The sequence below is a fragment of the Ruegeria arenilitoris genome (assembly GCF_013030265.1).
Classification (GTDB): domain Bacteria; phylum Pseudomonadota; class Alphaproteobacteria; order Rhodobacterales; family Rhodobacteraceae; genus Ruegeria; species Ruegeria arenilitoris_E.
On the sequence record NZ_WPZQ01000007.1, the window covers coordinates 93,434 to 110,870 of the forward strand.

18 protein-coding genes are annotated in these 17,437 nt (G+C 54.7%); 4 read left to right on the forward strand and 14 right to left on the reverse strand.

Annotated features, from left to right (window positions below; translation table 11 throughout):
- Positions 1-43: 43 nt before the first annotated feature.
- Positions 44-880 carry a LysR family transcriptional regulator gene (locus GOX61_RS13765; RefSeq protein ID WP_170334546.1) on the forward strand — a complete coding sequence of 279 codons (837 nt, stop codon included), beginning with the start codon at positions 44-46 and terminating at the stop codon, positions 878-880.
- 2 nt (positions 881-882) lie between these two features.
- Here the strand turns inward: GOX61_RS13765 and GOX61_RS13770 are convergent, their stop codons facing one another.
- The 7 genes from GOX61_RS13770 to GOX61_RS13800 form a co-directional block, all read right to left on the reverse strand.
- Positions 883-1,575 (reverse strand): SDR family oxidoreductase, encoded by a 693-nt coding sequence (locus GOX61_RS13770; RefSeq protein ID WP_170334547.1) that lies wholly within the window; start codon positions 1,573-1,575, stop codon positions 883-885.
- A gap of 21 nt (positions 1,576-1,596) precedes the next feature.
- Positions 1,597-1,971 carry a nuclear transport factor 2 family protein gene (locus tag GOX61_RS13775; protein ID WP_170334548.1) on the reverse strand — a complete coding sequence of 125 codons (375 nt, stop codon included), beginning with the start codon at positions 1,969-1,971 and terminating at the stop codon, positions 1,597-1,599.
- A gap of 18 nt (positions 1,972-1,989) precedes the next feature.
- The gene (locus tag GOX61_RS13780; RefSeq protein ID WP_170334550.1) at positions 1,990-2,496 is read right to left on the reverse strand and encodes a nuclear transport factor 2 family protein; all 507 of its coding nucleotides are present in this window, start codon (positions 2,494-2,496) and stop codon (positions 1,990-1,992) included.
- Between the two features lie 33 nt (positions 2,497-2,529).
- Positions 2,530-3,024, reverse strand: coding sequence for a nuclear transport factor 2 family protein (locus tag GOX61_RS13785; RefSeq protein WP_170334552.1), 495 nt, complete (start codon positions 3,022-3,024; stop codon positions 2,530-2,532).
- A 61-nt stretch (positions 3,025-3,085) separates the two neighbouring features.
- On the reverse strand, positions 3,086-4,039 hold the full coding sequence (locus GOX61_RS13790; RefSeq protein WP_170334554.1) for an alpha/beta hydrolase: 954 nt from the start codon (positions 4,037-4,039) through the stop codon (positions 3,086-3,088).
- Positions 4,040-4,151: 112 nt separating this feature from the next.
- Positions 4,152-5,039 carry a helix-turn-helix domain-containing protein gene (locus tag GOX61_RS13795; RefSeq protein ID WP_170334556.1) on the reverse strand — a complete coding sequence of 296 codons (888 nt, stop codon included), beginning with the start codon at positions 5,037-5,039 and terminating at the stop codon, positions 4,152-4,154.
- A gap of 370 nt (positions 5,040-5,409) precedes the next feature.
- Entirely contained in the window at positions 5,410-6,237 is an 828-nt protein-coding gene (locus GOX61_RS13800) for a LysR family transcriptional regulator (protein WP_170334558.1), read from the reverse strand.
- Between the two features lie 81 nt (positions 6,238-6,318).
- Here GOX61_RS13800 and GOX61_RS13805 point away from each other — a divergent pair, with 81 nt between their 5' ends.
- Positions 6,319-7,305 (forward strand): aldo/keto reductase, encoded by a 987-nt coding sequence (locus tag GOX61_RS13805; protein WP_170334560.1) that lies wholly within the window; start codon positions 6,319-6,321, stop codon positions 7,303-7,305.
- A gap of 210 nt (positions 7,306-7,515) precedes the next feature.
- Here GOX61_RS13805 and GOX61_RS13810 read toward each other — a convergent pair whose 3' ends face one another.
- From GOX61_RS13810 to GOX61_RS13840, 7 genes are all read right to left on the reverse strand, one after another.
- Entirely contained in the window at positions 7,516-7,908 is a 393-nt protein-coding gene (locus GOX61_RS13810; protein WP_170334562.1) for a VOC family protein, read from the reverse strand.
- Positions 7,905-8,213 (reverse strand): ArsR/SmtB family transcription factor, encoded by a 309-nt coding sequence (locus tag GOX61_RS13815; protein WP_155149352.1) that lies wholly within the window; start codon positions 8,211-8,213, stop codon positions 7,905-7,907. The genes GOX61_RS13810 and GOX61_RS13815 overlap by 4 nt, the downstream gene beginning before the upstream one ends.
- Positions 8,214-8,432: 219 nt before the next feature.
- The gene (locus GOX61_RS13820) at positions 8,433-9,515 is read right to left on the reverse strand and encodes an ABC transporter ATP-binding protein (RefSeq protein ID WP_170334564.1); all 1,083 of its coding nucleotides are present in this window, start codon (positions 9,513-9,515) and stop codon (positions 8,433-8,435) included.
- Positions 9,516-9,518: 3 nt separating this feature from the next.
- The gene (locus GOX61_RS13825) at positions 9,519-11,174 is read right to left on the reverse strand and encodes an alpha-amylase family glycosyl hydrolase (protein ID WP_170334566.1); all 1,656 of its coding nucleotides are present in this window, start codon (positions 11,172-11,174) and stop codon (positions 9,519-9,521) included.
- A gap of 9 nt (positions 11,175-11,183) precedes the next feature.
- On the reverse strand, positions 11,184-12,332 hold the full coding sequence (locus tag GOX61_RS13830; RefSeq protein WP_155149358.1) for a carbohydrate ABC transporter permease: 1,149 nt from the start codon (positions 12,330-12,332) through the stop codon (positions 11,184-11,186).
- 3 nt (positions 12,333-12,335) lie between these two features.
- Positions 12,336-13,343, reverse strand: a complete 1,008-nt coding sequence (locus tag GOX61_RS13835) for a carbohydrate ABC transporter permease (protein WP_155149360.1) — start codon at positions 13,341-13,343, stop codon at positions 12,336-12,338.
- A 68-nt stretch (positions 13,344-13,411) separates the two neighbouring features.
- A complete protein-coding gene (locus GOX61_RS13840) occupies positions 13,412-14,680 on the reverse strand; it encodes an ABC transporter substrate-binding protein (RefSeq protein WP_170334568.1) in 1,269 nt (422 codons plus the stop codon).
- 210 nt (positions 14,681-14,890) lie between these two features.
- Here GOX61_RS13840 and GOX61_RS13845 point away from each other — a divergent pair, with 210 nt between their 5' ends.
- Together GOX61_RS13845 and GOX61_RS13850 are read left to right on the forward strand one after the other, a co-directional pair.
- Entirely contained in the window at positions 14,891-15,922 is a 1,032-nt protein-coding gene (locus tag GOX61_RS13845; RefSeq protein WP_170334570.1) for a LacI family DNA-binding transcriptional regulator, read from the forward strand.
- 2 nt (positions 15,923-15,924) lie between these two features.
- A complete protein-coding gene (locus GOX61_RS13850) occupies positions 15,925-17,250 on the forward strand; it encodes a GH1 family beta-glucosidase (protein ID WP_170334572.1) in 1,326 nt (441 codons plus the stop codon).
- Positions 17,251-17,437: the final 187 nt, after the last annotated feature.

Here is a 17,437-nt window from a genome sequence, read left to right on the forward strand (position 1 = left end):
GATAATAGTTGATTTAGGAAGATATAATCCCAATTATGGGATAATGATCTACAACGACCTTGCCCTGTTCACCGCTGTCGCCAATCACCTCAGCTTTTCCGCCGCCGCTAAACAATTAGGCATACCGCTCAGCCGGGTCAGCCGCAGGATTGCTGAACTTGAAGACCACCTTGGTTCCAAACTGTTTGAGCGCACGACCCGTCATGTCCGCTTAACCGAGGAGGGGCGCCGTCTACTGGATCGGTGCCAGGATCCGATAGATGCACTGCAAGAGGTTGCGGGTTTTGCCGATGATACACGGCGACACAAGATCCGTATCACAGCCCCACCGCTGGCCGCCCGCAAAACTATTGGCCCCCGCCTATTGGACTTTGCACAGCAGCACCCGGAAGTGGAGTTTGAACTGACGACGACCAACCTGTTTCTAGATTTTTTTCGCGACAACATCGACTTGGCTTTTCGACTGGGGCCGCTATCGGATTCCACCCTCGTTGCTAAACGACTTTGGTCCGTTCACTATTGCTTCTGCGCCGGGGCGAAGTTCATCTCTGACCGTGGTTTGAGGGGACAATTGTCTCGGGAAGAGTTTCTAGCCCTTCCCGCGCTGGTCGCGGGACAGTCATGGGTACTCGAATCCGGAGAGGTGCTTCAGCCAACCCAGATTTCCCACAATTTCATTGATCTGGATGTTATCGAACAGGCAGTTCGCCGTAATCTGGGGATCGCGATGTTGCCACGTGACATGGTCGGGGACGGCATTCAGCCATTGCAGGTAGAGAATGCCACCCCGCTGACCAGAGACATGTTTGCAGTTTACCCAAGCCGCCGTTTGTTGCCGGTACGGGTCAGGAAGCTGATCGACCACATGGCGTCCGGCTAATGTCACCAATCAATGGGTTGCCCATCTCGGAAGAAGCCACCAGTCGGGCCTGTATCAGGGAGCGTTGCCGCCCAAACAACGCCCGCTGCGCCTTCGGACACGGGGCGACCACCGCCCCCCATGTCAGTCGCCACCCAACCCGGACAAACAGCGTTAACGAGGATACGTTTTGATTTCAATTCCGCTGCGGTCTTGAGTGTCAGAGCATTCAGAGCCGCCTTTGAGATGCCATAGCCCGGTGTGCCGGAAGACATGCCGCTAAACGCCCCGGCTCCGGAAGATACGTTCACGATCCGGGCGTTTTGGCCCTGTTTCAAAAGCGGCACCGCGGCGATTGTTGTAGCCCAAGGACCAAAAAGATTGGTTTCAAACGCGCGGTGAACGCGAGCGAGATCTGCGGTATGCGCTTGTTGATCGGTGTCATAATCCACACCGGCATTGTTCACGAGGATTTCGAGGCGACCATAATCAGCTTCGATCCGGGAAAAGGCGGCCACGACCGAAGTTGGATCTGACACATCTAGCTGCAAGGTGTCCGCGCCGTGCCCGATCTGATGCGCCGCCTCCTGTCCCCTCTCCAGATCGCGTGACCCGACAAGGACTTTCAATCCGTGATCGTGAGACAGTTGGCGAGCAACTTCTTTACCGATGCCACGATTGGCGCCGGTCACAAGGGCAATACGTTGTTTGGTCATGAGAATGCACTCCCAAGTCTCTCAGTCGGCATATTGAAGCGACATTTTGGTGATCTTGCCTTCGCCGTTCCACCAATAGTGATAGTGCACCACTAAGGAGGCCCAATTGACCTCGGTTTTGGCGTGTCCGTCTTCGTATTCCAGGATCTGGAGATGTTTGAAGCTCTGTCCACCGGGTATGACCTCGCGCTCAGCCCAAGCTCGGATAGCATCATGTCCGACGAACTCGCGATTGACATCGATCATCACGGCGTCATTAGTGAAGCAGGCCAGATATGCTTCAATGTCCTGTGAGTTGGTCGCGGTCTGGTAACAGCTGATCGCGGTGGGCAGGTCGTCGGCCCAAATCGGGGTCGCAAGGGTGACTAGGCCTGCCAAAAACGTCAATCTGAACATGGATCGGTACCTTCGGGATTAGTTCGCTGCCGTAGCGCGTTCGCCAGCCTGTGCCACAAGGGCGCGGTCACCGGTTTCCCACAGGGCTGTCATGGTCATTGAGGTGACCTGCCAATCGGCACCGTCCTTCTCCAGTTCATAGCTGTAACGTCCACCCAACACCCAAAACTCATCATCAATCCGGTGGGTGGCGGTGAAGTCAGCTTCGGCCTTGGCGATGGTGTCGGTCATCTCTTTCACCGTGTGGTTGGTCACCATGTGGTGAGTGACATCGAACCCCGGCAGGAAAGCAGCCCAACCTGTGACCAGATCGTCTGCGGGCTGGGTGACCGGATCTCCGCCCCAAAGGCTGGTGTAGTCGGTGGTTACGGTGTCGGCAAAGGCATCACGCACGCGGGTCCAATCGTGACGGTCGGCACCGGCGGCGATGTCGGTCAAGGTGCGGGTGATCTCGGTTTGGTCGGCCATTGCGGCTCCTCCGATAAGGGTTGCGGCTGCGAGGGTTGCGATAACTCTGCGGGTCATTTCTGTGTCCTTACTTCGATTGGAGGCGTCACTTCACTCATTGGCTAAGCGTTCAGGCACAGGAGCCAATTGGTATTGCGACCAGAAAAAGGTGTTGGCTGCATCCTGATCGGCACTGAGGTTGGTTGCCTCAACGATCTTGCCGTTCTCGATCCGGTAGACCAACGCCCAGGTAGTATCGACATTCGGCTTGCCTTCGGCATTGGACCAGCCTCGGTGAATATCAACCACGTGGGTGTCATCAGCACCGAAATAGACCGGGTCTGCCTGAAATCCGGCCACGCCAAGCTGGGCAAAAAAGGCCAGAACCTCATCGCGACCATTCTTGGTACCGCTGAGGGGGTGGCGACCCGGAATGTGCCATTTCACGTTTTCATCCATGACGGCAGCTATCCCACCAAGGTCATTTGCGCCGTATGCGGCAAAGAAGTCCTGAACGACTTTCATGTTTTCTTCGGGTGTTCCGGCCATAGCGGCGCCTCCGACAAGGGTTGCGGTTACAACGGTAGCGAGAGTTTTGCGGGTCATTTGTTTTTCTCCGAAATAGAGGTGATGCCGGGCAGCGCGGCCCGGCACCTGCCGGTTCGGTTCAGCCGTCAAGGCCGATGCGGAAGTGCTGGGCCACAGTGTCAGCCGCGCGGGTCACATCCTCGGGGTTGTCATAGAAGTCGAACTGAGTCACATCCTCGAGCCACTGTGCGGTGGCCTCGCCGGCAAAACCGGCCAGGAAGGTTTGCACACCTTGCGGGATGGCGGCGCTTTCCGAATGCACGATGGCCAGAGGCTTGTCCAAACGCTGCGGGTTGTCGGCGGGATGATAGGTCAGCCAACCTTCCCAACCTGCATTGTTCCACTTGTCGTCATATTCCGGGATCGCGCCACGATCGCTTTCGTAATAATAACCACCGATCGGCATCAGAACGCCTTCTGCCCCTTCAGGACCTGCCGCGGGAATTATCTCGCCCCCTTTGGCTTCAGCGGCATGCGAGATTTCGATCAGGCCAGCAACACCTTCTTCCCCACCATAAACGGCCTCAACAATCTCTTTGTTGTGCAACCACGGGGCCACCAGACCAAGGCGATCCACCAGCGGGTTGCCCGCCACAGCGTCAACCATGTAGCCAGCCGAGGCACAGATCCCCAGACCGTTGATGTGATCCACATCGACTTCTGGCAGGGTTGCGACAAATTCAAACGCAGCCCTGATGTCCGAGGTCTTAGCTTCGGGGCTTTCTACGAAACGCACTTTGTTTGGAAGGTCACCTGATTTTCCCCAGCCACGGAAATCAAAAGTGAGGGCGGCAAAGCCACGTTCGGCCATTTCGCGGGCATAGTTGGCGGGCATCTGCTCCTGAACCGAAGTCCATGCACCAGTCACGACGACGGTCGGCAGCGGGGCGTCACCACGTTCTTCTGGTAGATACAGCGTGCCTGACAAGGTGGTGCCTTCGTTTTCAAACGTCACGGTGCGAGTTTCGACCTGAGCGATGGCAGCAGTGGAAGCCAACAGCGTGGTAGCAGTGGTCAAAGCAGTCAGTTTCATAGTTGTATCTCCGTTAATTGGTTCAACTGGGCTCAGGCCCTATGACCAGAGAGATACGACGCCCTCGCCAGGATTAATTGCACCTGACTGCCGGGTTTTTGAAAGATCCCGCTCAGGTTGGTTTTGCAGCCCGATACGCCCGCGGAGTCTGACCCACAACCTGCTTGAAGCTGCGTGTGAAATGCGCCTGATCCGCAAATCCGCAGGCCAGAGCAATGTCTCCTAACGGGCGTTCAGCGTCATCCATCATCTTAATGGCCTGCTCGATCCGATAAGCCATGACGTATTGCATGGGTGTTGAACCAAGTGTTTCCTTGAACACCCGAGCAAAATGAGACGGGCTCATTCCTGCCTCGGCAGCCAGTTGATCCACCGTGATCGTCTGATCCAACCGGCGCTGTACAAAGGACAGGACACGTTGGTAATGCCGCGAAGTGAAACGTGAAGAGAGTTCAACATCTTCTGCGCGGCGTTTCCCATATTTTTGCAATAGCTTGACCAGGAACACGCGGCTCATCGCCTCGAACATAACGGCGGAGGACATGTCGTCCGTTTCCAGAGCATCCCTCAGAATGACACCAGCAGCGCAAAGGTCGGGGTCGGAAAACTGTGGCAAATCCCGAAACTGCTGAGGATCCAGCAACATGCCTAACTCGGACTGTGCAAACTGCTCTATCTTGGCGGGATCCAGCGTGATCACAATCACATCTGACTTTTCATGCCAGCGCCAGCCCGATCGCATCCCGGCCGGCGTGACGACAATCTCATCGGCCAGGAACGTAAAATCGCGCAATTCACCATCTCGCCAATTTTGCACGCGATGTGCCTTGGGATTAAGGTTCAGAAGCACGTGATGTTCCTCAAACACCTCTTCGGGCATCTGATCCGGTTCGGCCTGAAAATATCGAACAGACATCAGTCCCGCCGCCGAAGGACGGTCCATCGCATCACTGTTGAGCAGCGGTTCAGACGGGTAGATGTCAGCGTATTTTATCGGCAATCTCTGGGTCCTGAAGCGGGCGGGATCAATTTTTGATGGTTCCGGCCAAAGTGACAAAGCCATAGCATATCATCAAGTGACGCCGAACTGCACTAAGTCCATCTGAGAAAAACAAGATCGCCCTGCAATGCAATCCCAGCACCTACTTGAGCTGCAACAGCGGTTAAACGGGGTGTTCAACCGCGCTGGAAATCCAAGACGCTCCTGAACTTTCTCTAATTTCAAAAGCACTGACTTAAGCACACTATCGGGACTTAGGTCTGCCCTTGGTAAGCCGCATCGCAGTACTATCAATCACGACACAAGATTGCTCCGGACCCTGATCGAGAACCACAAGCCTGATTTCATGCAATCCTCTTCGTGTGTCGGCTCACCCGCTCTCACAAGCTTCAGACAACATCGCGTAGGTGCGATCTATGACGTGTCGCACCTCAGGGAGAAACCTGTCGTCTTGGTGGGACACAAGCCACTGATCATGTTCTAGATCAACAATCAGAGGTGACACCGACTTTAGCCTTCGCTGCGCATTTCCGATGAATGTTGGCAGAACAGCCCGAGCCATTCCCGCATTGGCAAGATCAAGGGCGTTTTGCGGCGCGGTTACTTCAATGGCCTCAGCTCCTTGCGAATTCTCTCTCAGCCAATTTGCGGAAGGTGTATTGGACAAGACCCGAGCCCAGGTCGAAACACTCTCATCTACGGCGTATACAGCAAACCGGACCCGCCCGATTTTGCGGCCAGCCAAGCCAATCTCTTCAGGCCGGTGGTTTCGAATTCCAATCGCCGCCTCCCGGTGCCCGATTTTCAGCACCTCTTCCGAGGAAATGAACCGCAACCGCACCGGTATTGATCCGTAGAGCTTTCCAACAGCGCCTACCAATAATCTGGTAACCCAGGTTCCAGCCGAAATCTTAACCAAAGGTGGTGCAGTTGCGAGGCTGGTTTCGGTGATAGGCAAAACACGCGCTTCGATGCCTGCCGCCTTTTCCAGCAATGCTTGCCCATCCTCAGTCAAGTCATAGCCTCGCGGTTTGCGCCGAAACAATTCAATCCCAAGATTACGCTCAAGCTCGATCATACGCCGGCCCAGCGTTGGTGCACTCTTGCCGGTCTGTTCTGCCGCTGGCCCAAGTCCACCTGCTCTGGCAACCGCAAGAAAAAGCCGCAGGTTATCCCAGTCAAAGTCACGTTCATTCATGAAACAATGCTTACATTCTGTGTTGTTGATGAAAAGATAGAGATCGCATTTTTTCTGAAGGGTCACATAGGAGACTCACAGATGAAATTTCTCGGAACCGAAATCTCCCCACTTGGCATGGGGTGCTGGCCGATTGGCGGAAAGATGTATTGGGGCGAACAGTCCCTGGGTTACACCCGTTCAGACGACGATGTTTCCATTCGGACGATCCACGCTGCCTTAGATGGTGGGATCACCCTGTTCGACACGGCAGCTGCGTATGGTGCAGGACATTCGGAACGGCTGCTGGGTAAAGCGTTAAAACATCGACCCGATGCCTTGGTTGTTACAAAGATCGGTGTCGGAATTGACGAGACGAGCAAACAGATCTCATTCGAACCCTTCTCCCCTGATCAAGTTTCTCCAGCCGTTGACGGGTGTCTGTCGCGTTTGAACCGTGATCGAATCGATCTGATGCTGCTGCACGTGAACGATATGTCGATAGGCAAGGCCGAAGCCGTATTCGATGAACTGGATCGGTTGAAAAGCGCCGGAAAACTACGCGCCTACGGCTGGAGCACCGACTATTCTCAAAGCGCACGAGCCGTTGCAGCTAGAAACAACTTTAAGGCAGTTGAATATGTCATGAACGTGTTCTTTGATGCGCCCCGTATGCAGAACGTAGTGCAAGAAGAAAGGCTATTGTCTCTTATTCGCTCACCACTCGCGATGGGTTTGCTTTCAGGGAAATACGATCAGAACACTACCATGGCATCGGACGACGTACGTGCATCCGGCGAAAACTGGATGGAATACTTCAAGGATGGTAAGGCAAACCCTGACTTCATGCGAAAACTAGATGCAGTTCGCGACTTACTGACCTCAAATGGCAGAACACTTGTGCAAGGGGCTCTCGGGTGGATATGGGGCCAATCTGAAACCTATGTTCCGATTCCGGGTGCACGGACAGAAGAGCAAATCGAGGGTATTGCAGGAGCACTACACTTCGGTGCTTTGCCGGACGAAATAATGGATGAAATAGAAACCCTCGTCACACGCATCCCCGACGAACCGGACCGCCCGAGATAACCTAAAGTACGGCACAAAAAACTCCGCACCGAGTGCTTTCGAGGTGGATTGTTGATCCCCGATAAAGCGCGGCAATCTGCCTTGAAAGCGGCGTGCGCAGAAACGCGATATGTCAGAGTTTTTGTGCGTTGCGAGAGTTTAAATCTACCAGATCCTGCATATTGGCCGAACGACAACTTTTTGTTGCGTTCGTTCAAGGATTAGCTTTGTTCAGGCGTCTTTCATCTGGATCAACTGGATCAAGTTACCGCAGGTGTCATCAAAAACAGCCATGTGAACAGCGCCCGCATCCATTGGCTCAGTTGTGAACTCCACGCCTCGATCAGTCAGCTTCTTCCACTCGGCATCGAGGTCTTGCACCTGAAATGAGTGCGCGGCGATGCCATCGGAAACAATCGCTTCTTTGTAGGGCCTAACGGCAGGATGGTCGCTTGGCTCAAGTAGCAACTCTATTCCATCTGGGTCTTCTTCTGAAACAACTGTCAACCAGCGGTTGGTGCCCAATGGAATGTTGTGCTTCACCTTGAAGCCGAGGACTTCGGTGTAGAATTTTTCGGCCTTGTCTTGGTCGTCAACAAAGACGCTTGTGACATAGATTTTCATGTCTTGGTTCCCTTCGGTTTGTATTTCGTGAGCCATGATGCCGCCGCAATGTCGTCTTCGCTGACGCTCAGAGAATGCGCCTTTGTTCGCCCCTTCCACTCGATCTCAATCAATCCCGCTTTCTCTAAGACGGCGAGATGCTGGGAGACCGTTTGTCGGGACAACGCAATCCCATCCTCTGCAACCGAGGCCGCGCACACCTCGAACAACGATTGAGCTGGCCTTTTGCTCAGATGGTCGATGATGCGACGTCGGGTGCTGTCCGAAAGAGCCTTGAAAATTAAGTCGAGCTGGTCATCTGTCATGCGCCCTATATGCAGTATAATCACTGCATGTCAAGTGCAGTAAATTTACTGCATAACTGCCGGGCGTTGAAATGCGAACGTCATTGACTAGCAAAAGAAAGGCTCCAGAGTCCGCAGAGCAAACATCAGTTGCTCCTTAGTTCCTTAACTCTTCTGTGCACCTCGACTGAGGTTAAACAAACCCAAATCAATCTAAGCACTGAGTGGATCGATCGATCCTCATTTCCGCATCGACAGACCATTGTGAAACAGATGCACTTTGCCCGGGTCCGCATTCAATTTGACAGCTTTCCCACGTCGGTTTCTTTCAACGCCAGGAAACTTGGCGACGATATTTTCAGCCCCCGGCCTGCTGGCAAAATACAGCAAGGTTACTTCACCCAGGGCTTCGACAAAATCGACCTTGCCGTCCAGAAACCCGGCGGCATCGTCGGCAACGAAATCCTCTGGCCGTACGCCGACATTGACCTGCAAACCCATTTCTTCGGGCTCAGTTGGAATGGATGAAACGGCTATTCCACCCGCATCAAGTGTGACTTCGGTGAGATCTCCAGTTTTGGAAATTTTGCCAGACAGCAGATTCATAGAGGGTGATCCGATGAACTGCGCTACAAACTCGTTATCCGGCGTTTCGTACAACTCCAGTGGCGTACCAACTTGCGCGATGCCTTTGTTGGCGAGAACGACGATCCGGCTGGCCAACGTCATCGCCTCGACCTGATCGTGGGTCACGTAGATCATTGTGCTTTCGGGCATCGCCTCTTTCAGGCGCGCAATCTCGATCCGGGTTGCAACGCGCAGCGCAGCATCGAGGTTCGAGAGCGGCTCGTCGAACAAATAGACCTTGGGGTCTCGCACGATGGCGCGCCCGATAGCGACACGCTGGCGTTGCCCTCCGGACAGGGCCTTGGGCAAACGATCCAAGAGCGGATCCAGTTGAAGGGTCTGGGCCGCGCGTTCAACTGCGGCATCGATCTCGGCGGCAGGCATCTTGGCGATCTTCAGCGCAAATGCCATGTTCTCGCGCACGGTCAAATGCGGATAAAGCGCATAGGACTGAAACACCATGGCAATGCCCCTTTGGGCGGGCGGCACATCATTCATGACCTGCCCTTCGATCTCCAAGGTGCCGCCGGTGATCTTTTCCAGACCGGCAATCATTCGTAACAAGGTTGATTTTCCACAACCCGATGGACCGACAAAGACGATCAACTCGCCCTTTTCGATGTCCAGATCGATATGCTTCAGAACATCGATTGGACCATAGGATTTCGCCACATCCGTAAGTTTGAGTTCTGACATGGTTTACCCCTTGTCTTTAGCTATCAGACAAAACTGTGCGGGGTGCAGCGTAACGCTTCCCGCACCGTCAATACCGCCGAGTTCTTGCCCGATGACCCGCCAATCGCCCAAGGGCAAGTCGACCCGCTGAGCTTCTGTTCCAAGGTTGAAAGCACAAAACACCGCTTCAGACGCATCCTCACGCTGGAATGTCAGCACAGGTCCAATCTGTTTCATGTTGGACTGCGCACCCGAAGTTAACGCCGGGTGGGCGTGGCGCAGCGCGATTGCGCGACGATAATGGTGCAGCATCGATTGGTCGTTCGCCTCGAGCCGGTCTACGGCTCTTTCCGTTTGGGCCGTACTGACCGGCAACCAAGGCTCACCGGTGCTAAAACCTGAATGTTCGTCCTGCGTCGCCCAAACCATTGGCGTGCGACATCCGTCGCGACCTTTGAACTCAGGCCAGAACTCGATGCCGTAGGGGTCTTGCAGTTTCTCGAATGGAACATCTGCCTCGTGCAGGCCCAGTTCCTCTCCTTGATACAGACAGGCAGAGCCGCGCAGACACATCATCAGAACCGCGTGCTGACGAATGGCCGCATCGTTTAAGTCCCAGCGCGAGGCATGGCGTTCGACATCATGGTTCGAAAACGCCCAGCATGGCCACGCATCGCCTGCCTTTTCCTCGAGCTGATCAAAGACCTGCTTGGCATAAGACGCAGTCAACGCACGCTTTTCCAGAAACTCGAAGGCATAGCACATATGCATCCGTTGATCACCCGAGGTGTACTGACCCATGATCTCCAGCCCGCGCTGTGCATCACCTACTTCACCCAAGCAGGCACGGCCTTCATATTCGTCGGTCAGCGCGCGCAACCTTTCGAGGAAGGCGATGTTCTCGGGCTGACTTTTTGAATAATGATGATCCTGGTGGTTATAGGGGTTCACTACTGGCGCAATTGATGCGTTGCGTTCTTCGACCGGGAGGGCCGGATTGTCCCGCAGATGTTTGTCATGGAAATAGAAATTGATCGTGTCCAGGCGGAAACCATCCACGCCCATCTCCAGCCAGAACCGAGCCACGTCCAGCAGTGCATCTTGCACTTCGGTACAGTGAAAGTTCAGGTCCGGCTGCGAACTCAGAAAGTTATGCAGATAATATTGAAGGCGACGAGGTTCCCACTGCCACGCTGAACCGCCAAAGATAGACAACCAGTTATTGGGTGGTGTGCCGTCCGGTTTAGGGTCGGCCCAGACATACCAGTCGGATTTCGGGTTGTCTCGGTTGGCGCGGCTCTCACCGAACCAAGGGTGCTGATCAGATGTGTGTGACAGCACCAAATCGATCATCACTTTCAGACCCTTGGCATGGGCTTGATCAAGTAACTCGCGGAAATCTTCCAACGAGCCGAACATAGGATCCACGTCGCGGTAGTCGCTGACGTCGTAACCGAAATCCTTCATGGGAGATTTGAAGAAGGGTGAAATCCATATCGCGTCGACACCCAGATCAGCGATGTAATCCAGACGTTGTGTGATCCCTTTCAGGTCACCGATCCCATCACCATTGCTGTCCTGAAAGCTGCGCGGATAGATCTGATAGATCACGCCACCGCGCCACCACTCTGACTTTGCTTTGGTTGATTTGGAAAGTTCTACAGTGTTCTGCACGTTCATCAGACGCCTCTATTTGACGGATCCGGCCAGCAGGCCACGGACCAGGTATTTTTGCATTGCGAAGAAAACAATCAGTGGAACGATGATCGAAACAAACGCAGCGGTGGCGAGGATTTCCCAGTTGCCCCCTCTTGTACCCAGCAGTTCAACAATTCGATTGGTCATGACGGTAGTTTGCCCTGATGCATCAATCAGGAAGACTTTGGCCACCAGAAGGTCGTTCCAGGTCCACAGGAACTGCAGGATCGCGAATGACGCCAGCGCCGGGAAGCTGAGTGGAAGGATCAGTTTCGTAAAGATCTGGAACTCAGACGCCCCGTCGACCCGAGCGTTCTCGATCAAATCGCGTGGCAGTCCGGCCATGTAGCTACGAAGAAGGTAGATGGCCAGCGGCATTCCAAAGCCAGTGTGGGCCATCCAAACACCCAGATACCCTTTGCCGATCCCAATATTAAGATGGAATTTCAACAAGGGGATCAGTGCGAGCTGAAGCGGAACAACCAAAAGCCCGACAATAGCTGCAATCAGCAATGCGCGGCCCGGGAATTCCATCCACGCCAATGCATAAGCCGCGAACGCCGCAACCAGAATGGGTATGATTGTGGCAGGAATGGTCACGGTCAGAGTGTTAAAGAACGCACGCCCCATACTGTCGGTGCTGTCCTCGGCCAAGAGAACCTTGTGGTAATTGTCCAGCGTGAACTCGGGAGGAAGTTCTGCGCTTACGAAAACACGCGGACCGCGGCTGCCAGTAAACTCCTCAGCATTTTGCGCTTTGTAGTTCCCGTTTGCATCGACCGTGATAGTCCCGCCACGACGCAATTCCGCTGTCTGACCGGGTTCAAACGCATCCACCGCGCGGGAGCTGACACCCCACTTTGAGATCGTAGCCTTCTGCCCTTCGTCGAACAGGTTCCCTTCAATTACATACATCCCGTTTTCCAGAATCTGCGTATCGGGCGCGGCCGTGCGCAGCGTCAGGTTTTGTTCAGACGGGAACAGGGATTTCCACCAGCCACTCGTCGCGATCTGGTCAGCCGTGCGAAAGGATGAGATCAACAATCCCAGTGTCGGTATTACCCAAAGCACCACAAGAAAGAGGACTGAGGCCTGAACGATCCATCTGAGGGCCGGTTTGGTTCCTGCAATATCGCTCATCCCCTACTCCATTTCCCGGCGTGCGTTTCGGATGTTCCAGACCAGGATCGGCGTCACCAGCAACATGATCACCATGGCCGATGCCGACCCCACACCCCAATCATTGGCGCGGAACATCTTGTCGTACATGTAGTTGGCCAGAACCTGCGTCTCCCACTGGCCATTGGTCATCGCGAAAACGATGTCGAAGACCTTCAGGACCAGAATGGTGATGGTTGTCCAAACAACCAGAATTGTGTTCCAGATTTGAGGCACCTTGATTTTGAAGAATATCTGGAAGGGATTGGCCCCATCCAAAACCGCCGCCTCGACGGTTTCTTCGGGGATGCCGCGCAAAGCAGCGGACAGGATCACCATGGCAAAGCCTGTCTGAATCCAGATCAGAATCCCCATGAGAAAGAAATTGTTCCAGAACGGAATGGTCAGCCAGGTTTGTGGCTCGGCCCCGCCAAAGAACAGATAAAGCGCATTCAGAATCCCGATCTGGTCTTGCTCGGCCGGGCGCGCATCGTAGATCAGCTTCCAGATGACCGAAGCCCCGACGAAAGAGATCGCCATAGGCATGAAAATCAGGGCTTTTGCGATGTTACCCCAGCGGATCCGATCAGTTAGCTGAGCTGCCAACAGGCCAAATGCAGTCGACATTGCCGGGACCACGATCAGCCAGAACATATTGTTGCGCATGGCTTCCCAGAATTTCGGTTCCGCTACCATCTGGACGTAATTATCGAGACCAACCCACTTATACCCACCGCCGGCCACGCGATCCGTGAGCGACAGGCGCAACGTTTCAACCACCGGATAGGCCAGATACAGGCCAATCGCCACAAGCGCCGGAAGCAAAAACAGCCAGGGACGGATCATGTTCGCGCGGTTGATGTTGCGGCCGGCATTCGGCCCGCGCGCAGGGAACAGAACCTTGTCCAGAAACTGGTTGGACAGAAAGAAATAGCCCACACAGCCCGACACGCCTATGGCGATGGTCAGCAGGCCCTGAATTGCCGGATGCATCACGCTCTCCGTTGCGAAGGGGAAAAGGGGCGGCCTGACGGGGCAGACCGCCCGGGTTTTAAACGCGCTTAGTCCAACGCATCCCAGGAAGATTGGATCTCGTCAGCGACTTCCTGAGCGGGCTTTCCACCAGCATAGTCAACCATACCGGTCCAAAATGTGCCGGCCCCTACGCCGCCCGGCATCAAGTCCGAACCATCAAACCGGAAGGTGGTCGCACCCAGAAGAATGTCGTTCATCTTCTTGAGCGTCGGATCCGAGAATACGGAGGTATCAACGCCTTTGTGCGGTGTCAGGAAGCCGGTCAGGGCCATCCATGTCTCATGTGCTTCAGGAGTCTGAAGATAGGCGATCAGATCATGTGCAGCCGGGCTGTCATTGGTGATTGCCCATAGCGTGCCGGCACCAAGTACCGGGCTGCCCAAATCCTTGCTTTCATATGCGGGGAAGTAGAAGAAATCAGCATCTTCGCCGACAACCGTGCCCTCAGGAAAGAATGCCGGGATGAACGACGCCTGACGGTGCATGTAACATTGTGGTGGCGAACTGAACATGCCCTTTGGACTGTCACGGAAATCGGTCGTTGCGACCGTACCTGCCCCACCCGCAACATAGTCATCATTGCGTGCAAACGCGCCGAATTCTTCGATGGCAGCGACCACTTTCGGGTCATTGAACTTCATTTCATTGGATACCCAGGCGTCATAGTCCTCGGGCGATTGAGTGCGCAGCATCATGTCTTCGACCCAATCGGTCGCTGGCCAACCAGTCGCACCACCTGAGCCCAGGCCAATGCACCACGGCGTCTCTCCGTCTGCGACGATCTGATCGGTCAGCGCTTTCAGTTCTTCCATCGTAGTTGGAACTTCGTAACCGGCATCCTCAAAATTCTCAGGCACGTACCAAACAAGGGATTTCACATCTACCTTGTAAAAGAGCCCATAAAGATGATCCTGCCCTTCGGGCCCCGGAAAGGTGCCCAGATCGACCCAGGATTGTCCGGCTGCGTAATTGTCTCGAACCCAATCAGCGGTGCCATCACTCAACGGTGTCAGAAAACCCGACTTGGCCATATCCGCCGCCAGACCAGGCTGGGGGAAAACGGCTATGTTCGGCGCCGAGCCTGCCTCTGCATCAATCCTGATCTGCTGCTCGAAACTATCTGAACCAACATACGCGTATTCGTGGCCTGTCGCGGCTGCAAAGCCATCCAGAACCGCTTCGACGTTTTCCTGGTCCGGGCCCAGCCATGGCCCGAACACGGTAACCTTATCAGCCTGAGCCGTTCCCGCCATCAGGGCGAATGTGGCCACACCTGCATAAAGCGCGTGTTTCATGAAATCTCCTCCCAGTAATATCTGCGCATTGCAAGCTTTTCAAAGCGCTTTGGATGCTGCACTTTATCTGCTGACAATCAGATTCTGTCAACATATCGTTTTATAGCCTTCAATTATTGTCGATTTTGACCTCTTGACCAAAACGGGTTGACGGAAGCCAAAAATCACAACAAAACAAGTAGGCATCCATTTGAAGGCGCTTTGAACGCAATGAACCTGAAGCAGCTCTCTGAGATTCTCGGTCTTTCGCAGACAACGGTTAGTCGCGCTCTGAACGGCTATCCAGAGGTGAACGAGGCGACTCGGGTGCGCGTGCAGGCCGCTGCAGACAAGCATGGCTATCGGCCAAACAGCCGCGCCAAAGGTCTGGCGACTGGCAAGTCTATGGTGATCGGGCACGTCATCCCCAGTTCGTCCCAGCACGAGATGGTGAACCCGATCTTCGGCGACTTTGTTGCCGGCGCTGCAAGAACATACTCTGCGAACGGCTACGACATGATGTTCACCACCGCGGATGACACTTCGATCGAAGGGGCCTATCGCAGCTTGTTTCAGCGCGGGGCCGTGGATGGCGTCGTTTTGCAAGGCCCCAAGGTCAACGAGCGTCGCATCGATCTGCTAAACCGGATGGCGGTACCATTTATCGTACACGGTCGTTCGACCGGGATAGATGCAGAGTATGACTGGATCGATGTGAATAACAAAAGCTCCTTTCGACGCGCAACACAGTTCCTGATCGATTTGGGTCACCGCCGAATTGCTCTGATCAACGGGCTTGAGGATATGGATTTCGCACAGCGCCGTCGCGCCGGGTATCTGCAAGCGCTGGAACAGGCGGACTTGATCCCAGACTCACAATTGATGCGCAGCGCCGAGATGACCGAGGTCTACGGCCATCATGAAACCCGCGATATGCTGCAACTGGACGATCCGCCAACCGCCATTCTTGCATCTTCGATGATTTCGGCGATTGGCGTGAGGCGGGCACTGGACGAGGCTGGGTTGCAGATAGGCCGGGATGTCTCGGTCATCGCGCATGATGATGACCTGTCCTATCTCAAAAACGGACAGGATGTGCCCATCTTTACGGCCACGCGGTCCTCAGTACGGCATGCAGGGGAGCTGGCCGCCGAGATGTTGATCGAGAGGATCAAATCGCCTGACGATCCGGTCAAAACCAGATTGCTTGAAGCGGAACTGGTTGTTGGCAAATCAACCGGCCCAGCACCCAACAGGATCTGACAATGAAACATACGCGTAGCGATTTTCCCAATGACTTTCTGTTCGGAGTCGCCACTTCTGCTTACCAGATCGAAGGTCACGCCCAAGGCGGTGCCGGTTCAACACACTGGGATACGTTTGCAGCGACACCAGGAAATGTGGTGCGGGGAGAAAACGGCGATCTGGCCTGTGATCACCTGAACCGTTTTGAACAGGATCTCGATCTTGTGCGCGACGCAGGATTCGATTGCTATCGCTTCTCAACCAGCTGGGCGCGCGTGATGCCCGAGGGGCGTGGACCCGTTAATCAGGCGGGATTGGATTTTTATGATCGCCTGACCGACGCGTTGTTGGAGCGCGGCATCCGTCCGTGCGCGACATTGTATCACTGGGAATTGCCGTTGCCCCTGGCCGACTTGGGCGGTTGGCGCAACCGGGATATCGCCAGTTGGTTTTCCGATTTCACCGAGGTCATCATGGGTCGTATTGGCGACCGCATGTACAGCGTCGCCCCCATCAATGAACCGTGGTGTGTCAGTTGGTTAAGCCATTTCGAAGGGCACCACGCCCCCGGACTGCGCGACATTCGAGCCACGGCGCGCGCTATGCATCACGTTCTGCTGGCCCATGGCCAGGCCATTCAGACGATGCGCGGGTTGGGCATGTCCAATCTGGGCGGCGTATTCAATCTGGAATGGGCCGAACCTGCCGATGATAGCATTGAGGCACAACAAGCCGCCGATTTGTATGACGGAATATACAACCGGTTCTTTCTGGGCGGCGTGTTCAACAAAGCCTATCCCGAGAAGGTATTGGATGGGCTGGAGCCCCACCTTCCGTCGGGTTGGCAAGATGATTTCGATACCATCGGAGCGCCCGTCGACTGGTGTGGACTGAACTACTACACCCGCAAACTGATCGCGCCCGCAGAAACCGCCTGGCCAAGTCTCGCCGAAGTTCCGGGCCCTCATCCGAAGACCCAAATGGGATGGGAAATCGAGCCCGCCGCCCTGAGCAGGTTCCTGATCCGAGCAGCGCGTGAATACACCGGCGACCTGCCGATCTACGTGACCGAAAACGGTATGGCCAGCCCCGAGCGTCAACAAGACGATGACCGTATCGACTATCTGGATCAGCACTTGTCGGCAGTCCAGGTCGCCTTGGGTGAAGGGGTTCCGGTTAAGGGGTACTTTGTCTGGTCCCTATTGGACAATTACGAATGGGCCTTGGGGTATGAAAAACGTTTCGGCCTGGTTGATGTGGATTTCAATTCAATGAAGCGCACCCCGAAAGCGTCTTACTTCGCCTTGAAGGACATGCTGACTGCTCACAACATAGACACCAATTGATCGTTACAAAGGGTAAACCTCGCGTGTTGGATCAGCCATCTACCAGTTCGCAGTCGGTGACACAGAACACCAATCGTTGCCTCTAGTTCAGTGCGAGACGAGACCACTAAGCCGATCTCTGCCGTGTTTGCTCCTTCCTGCCTGTCGAGGAACTCATTCAAACATCCGGTTAGTGCCACATAGTTGC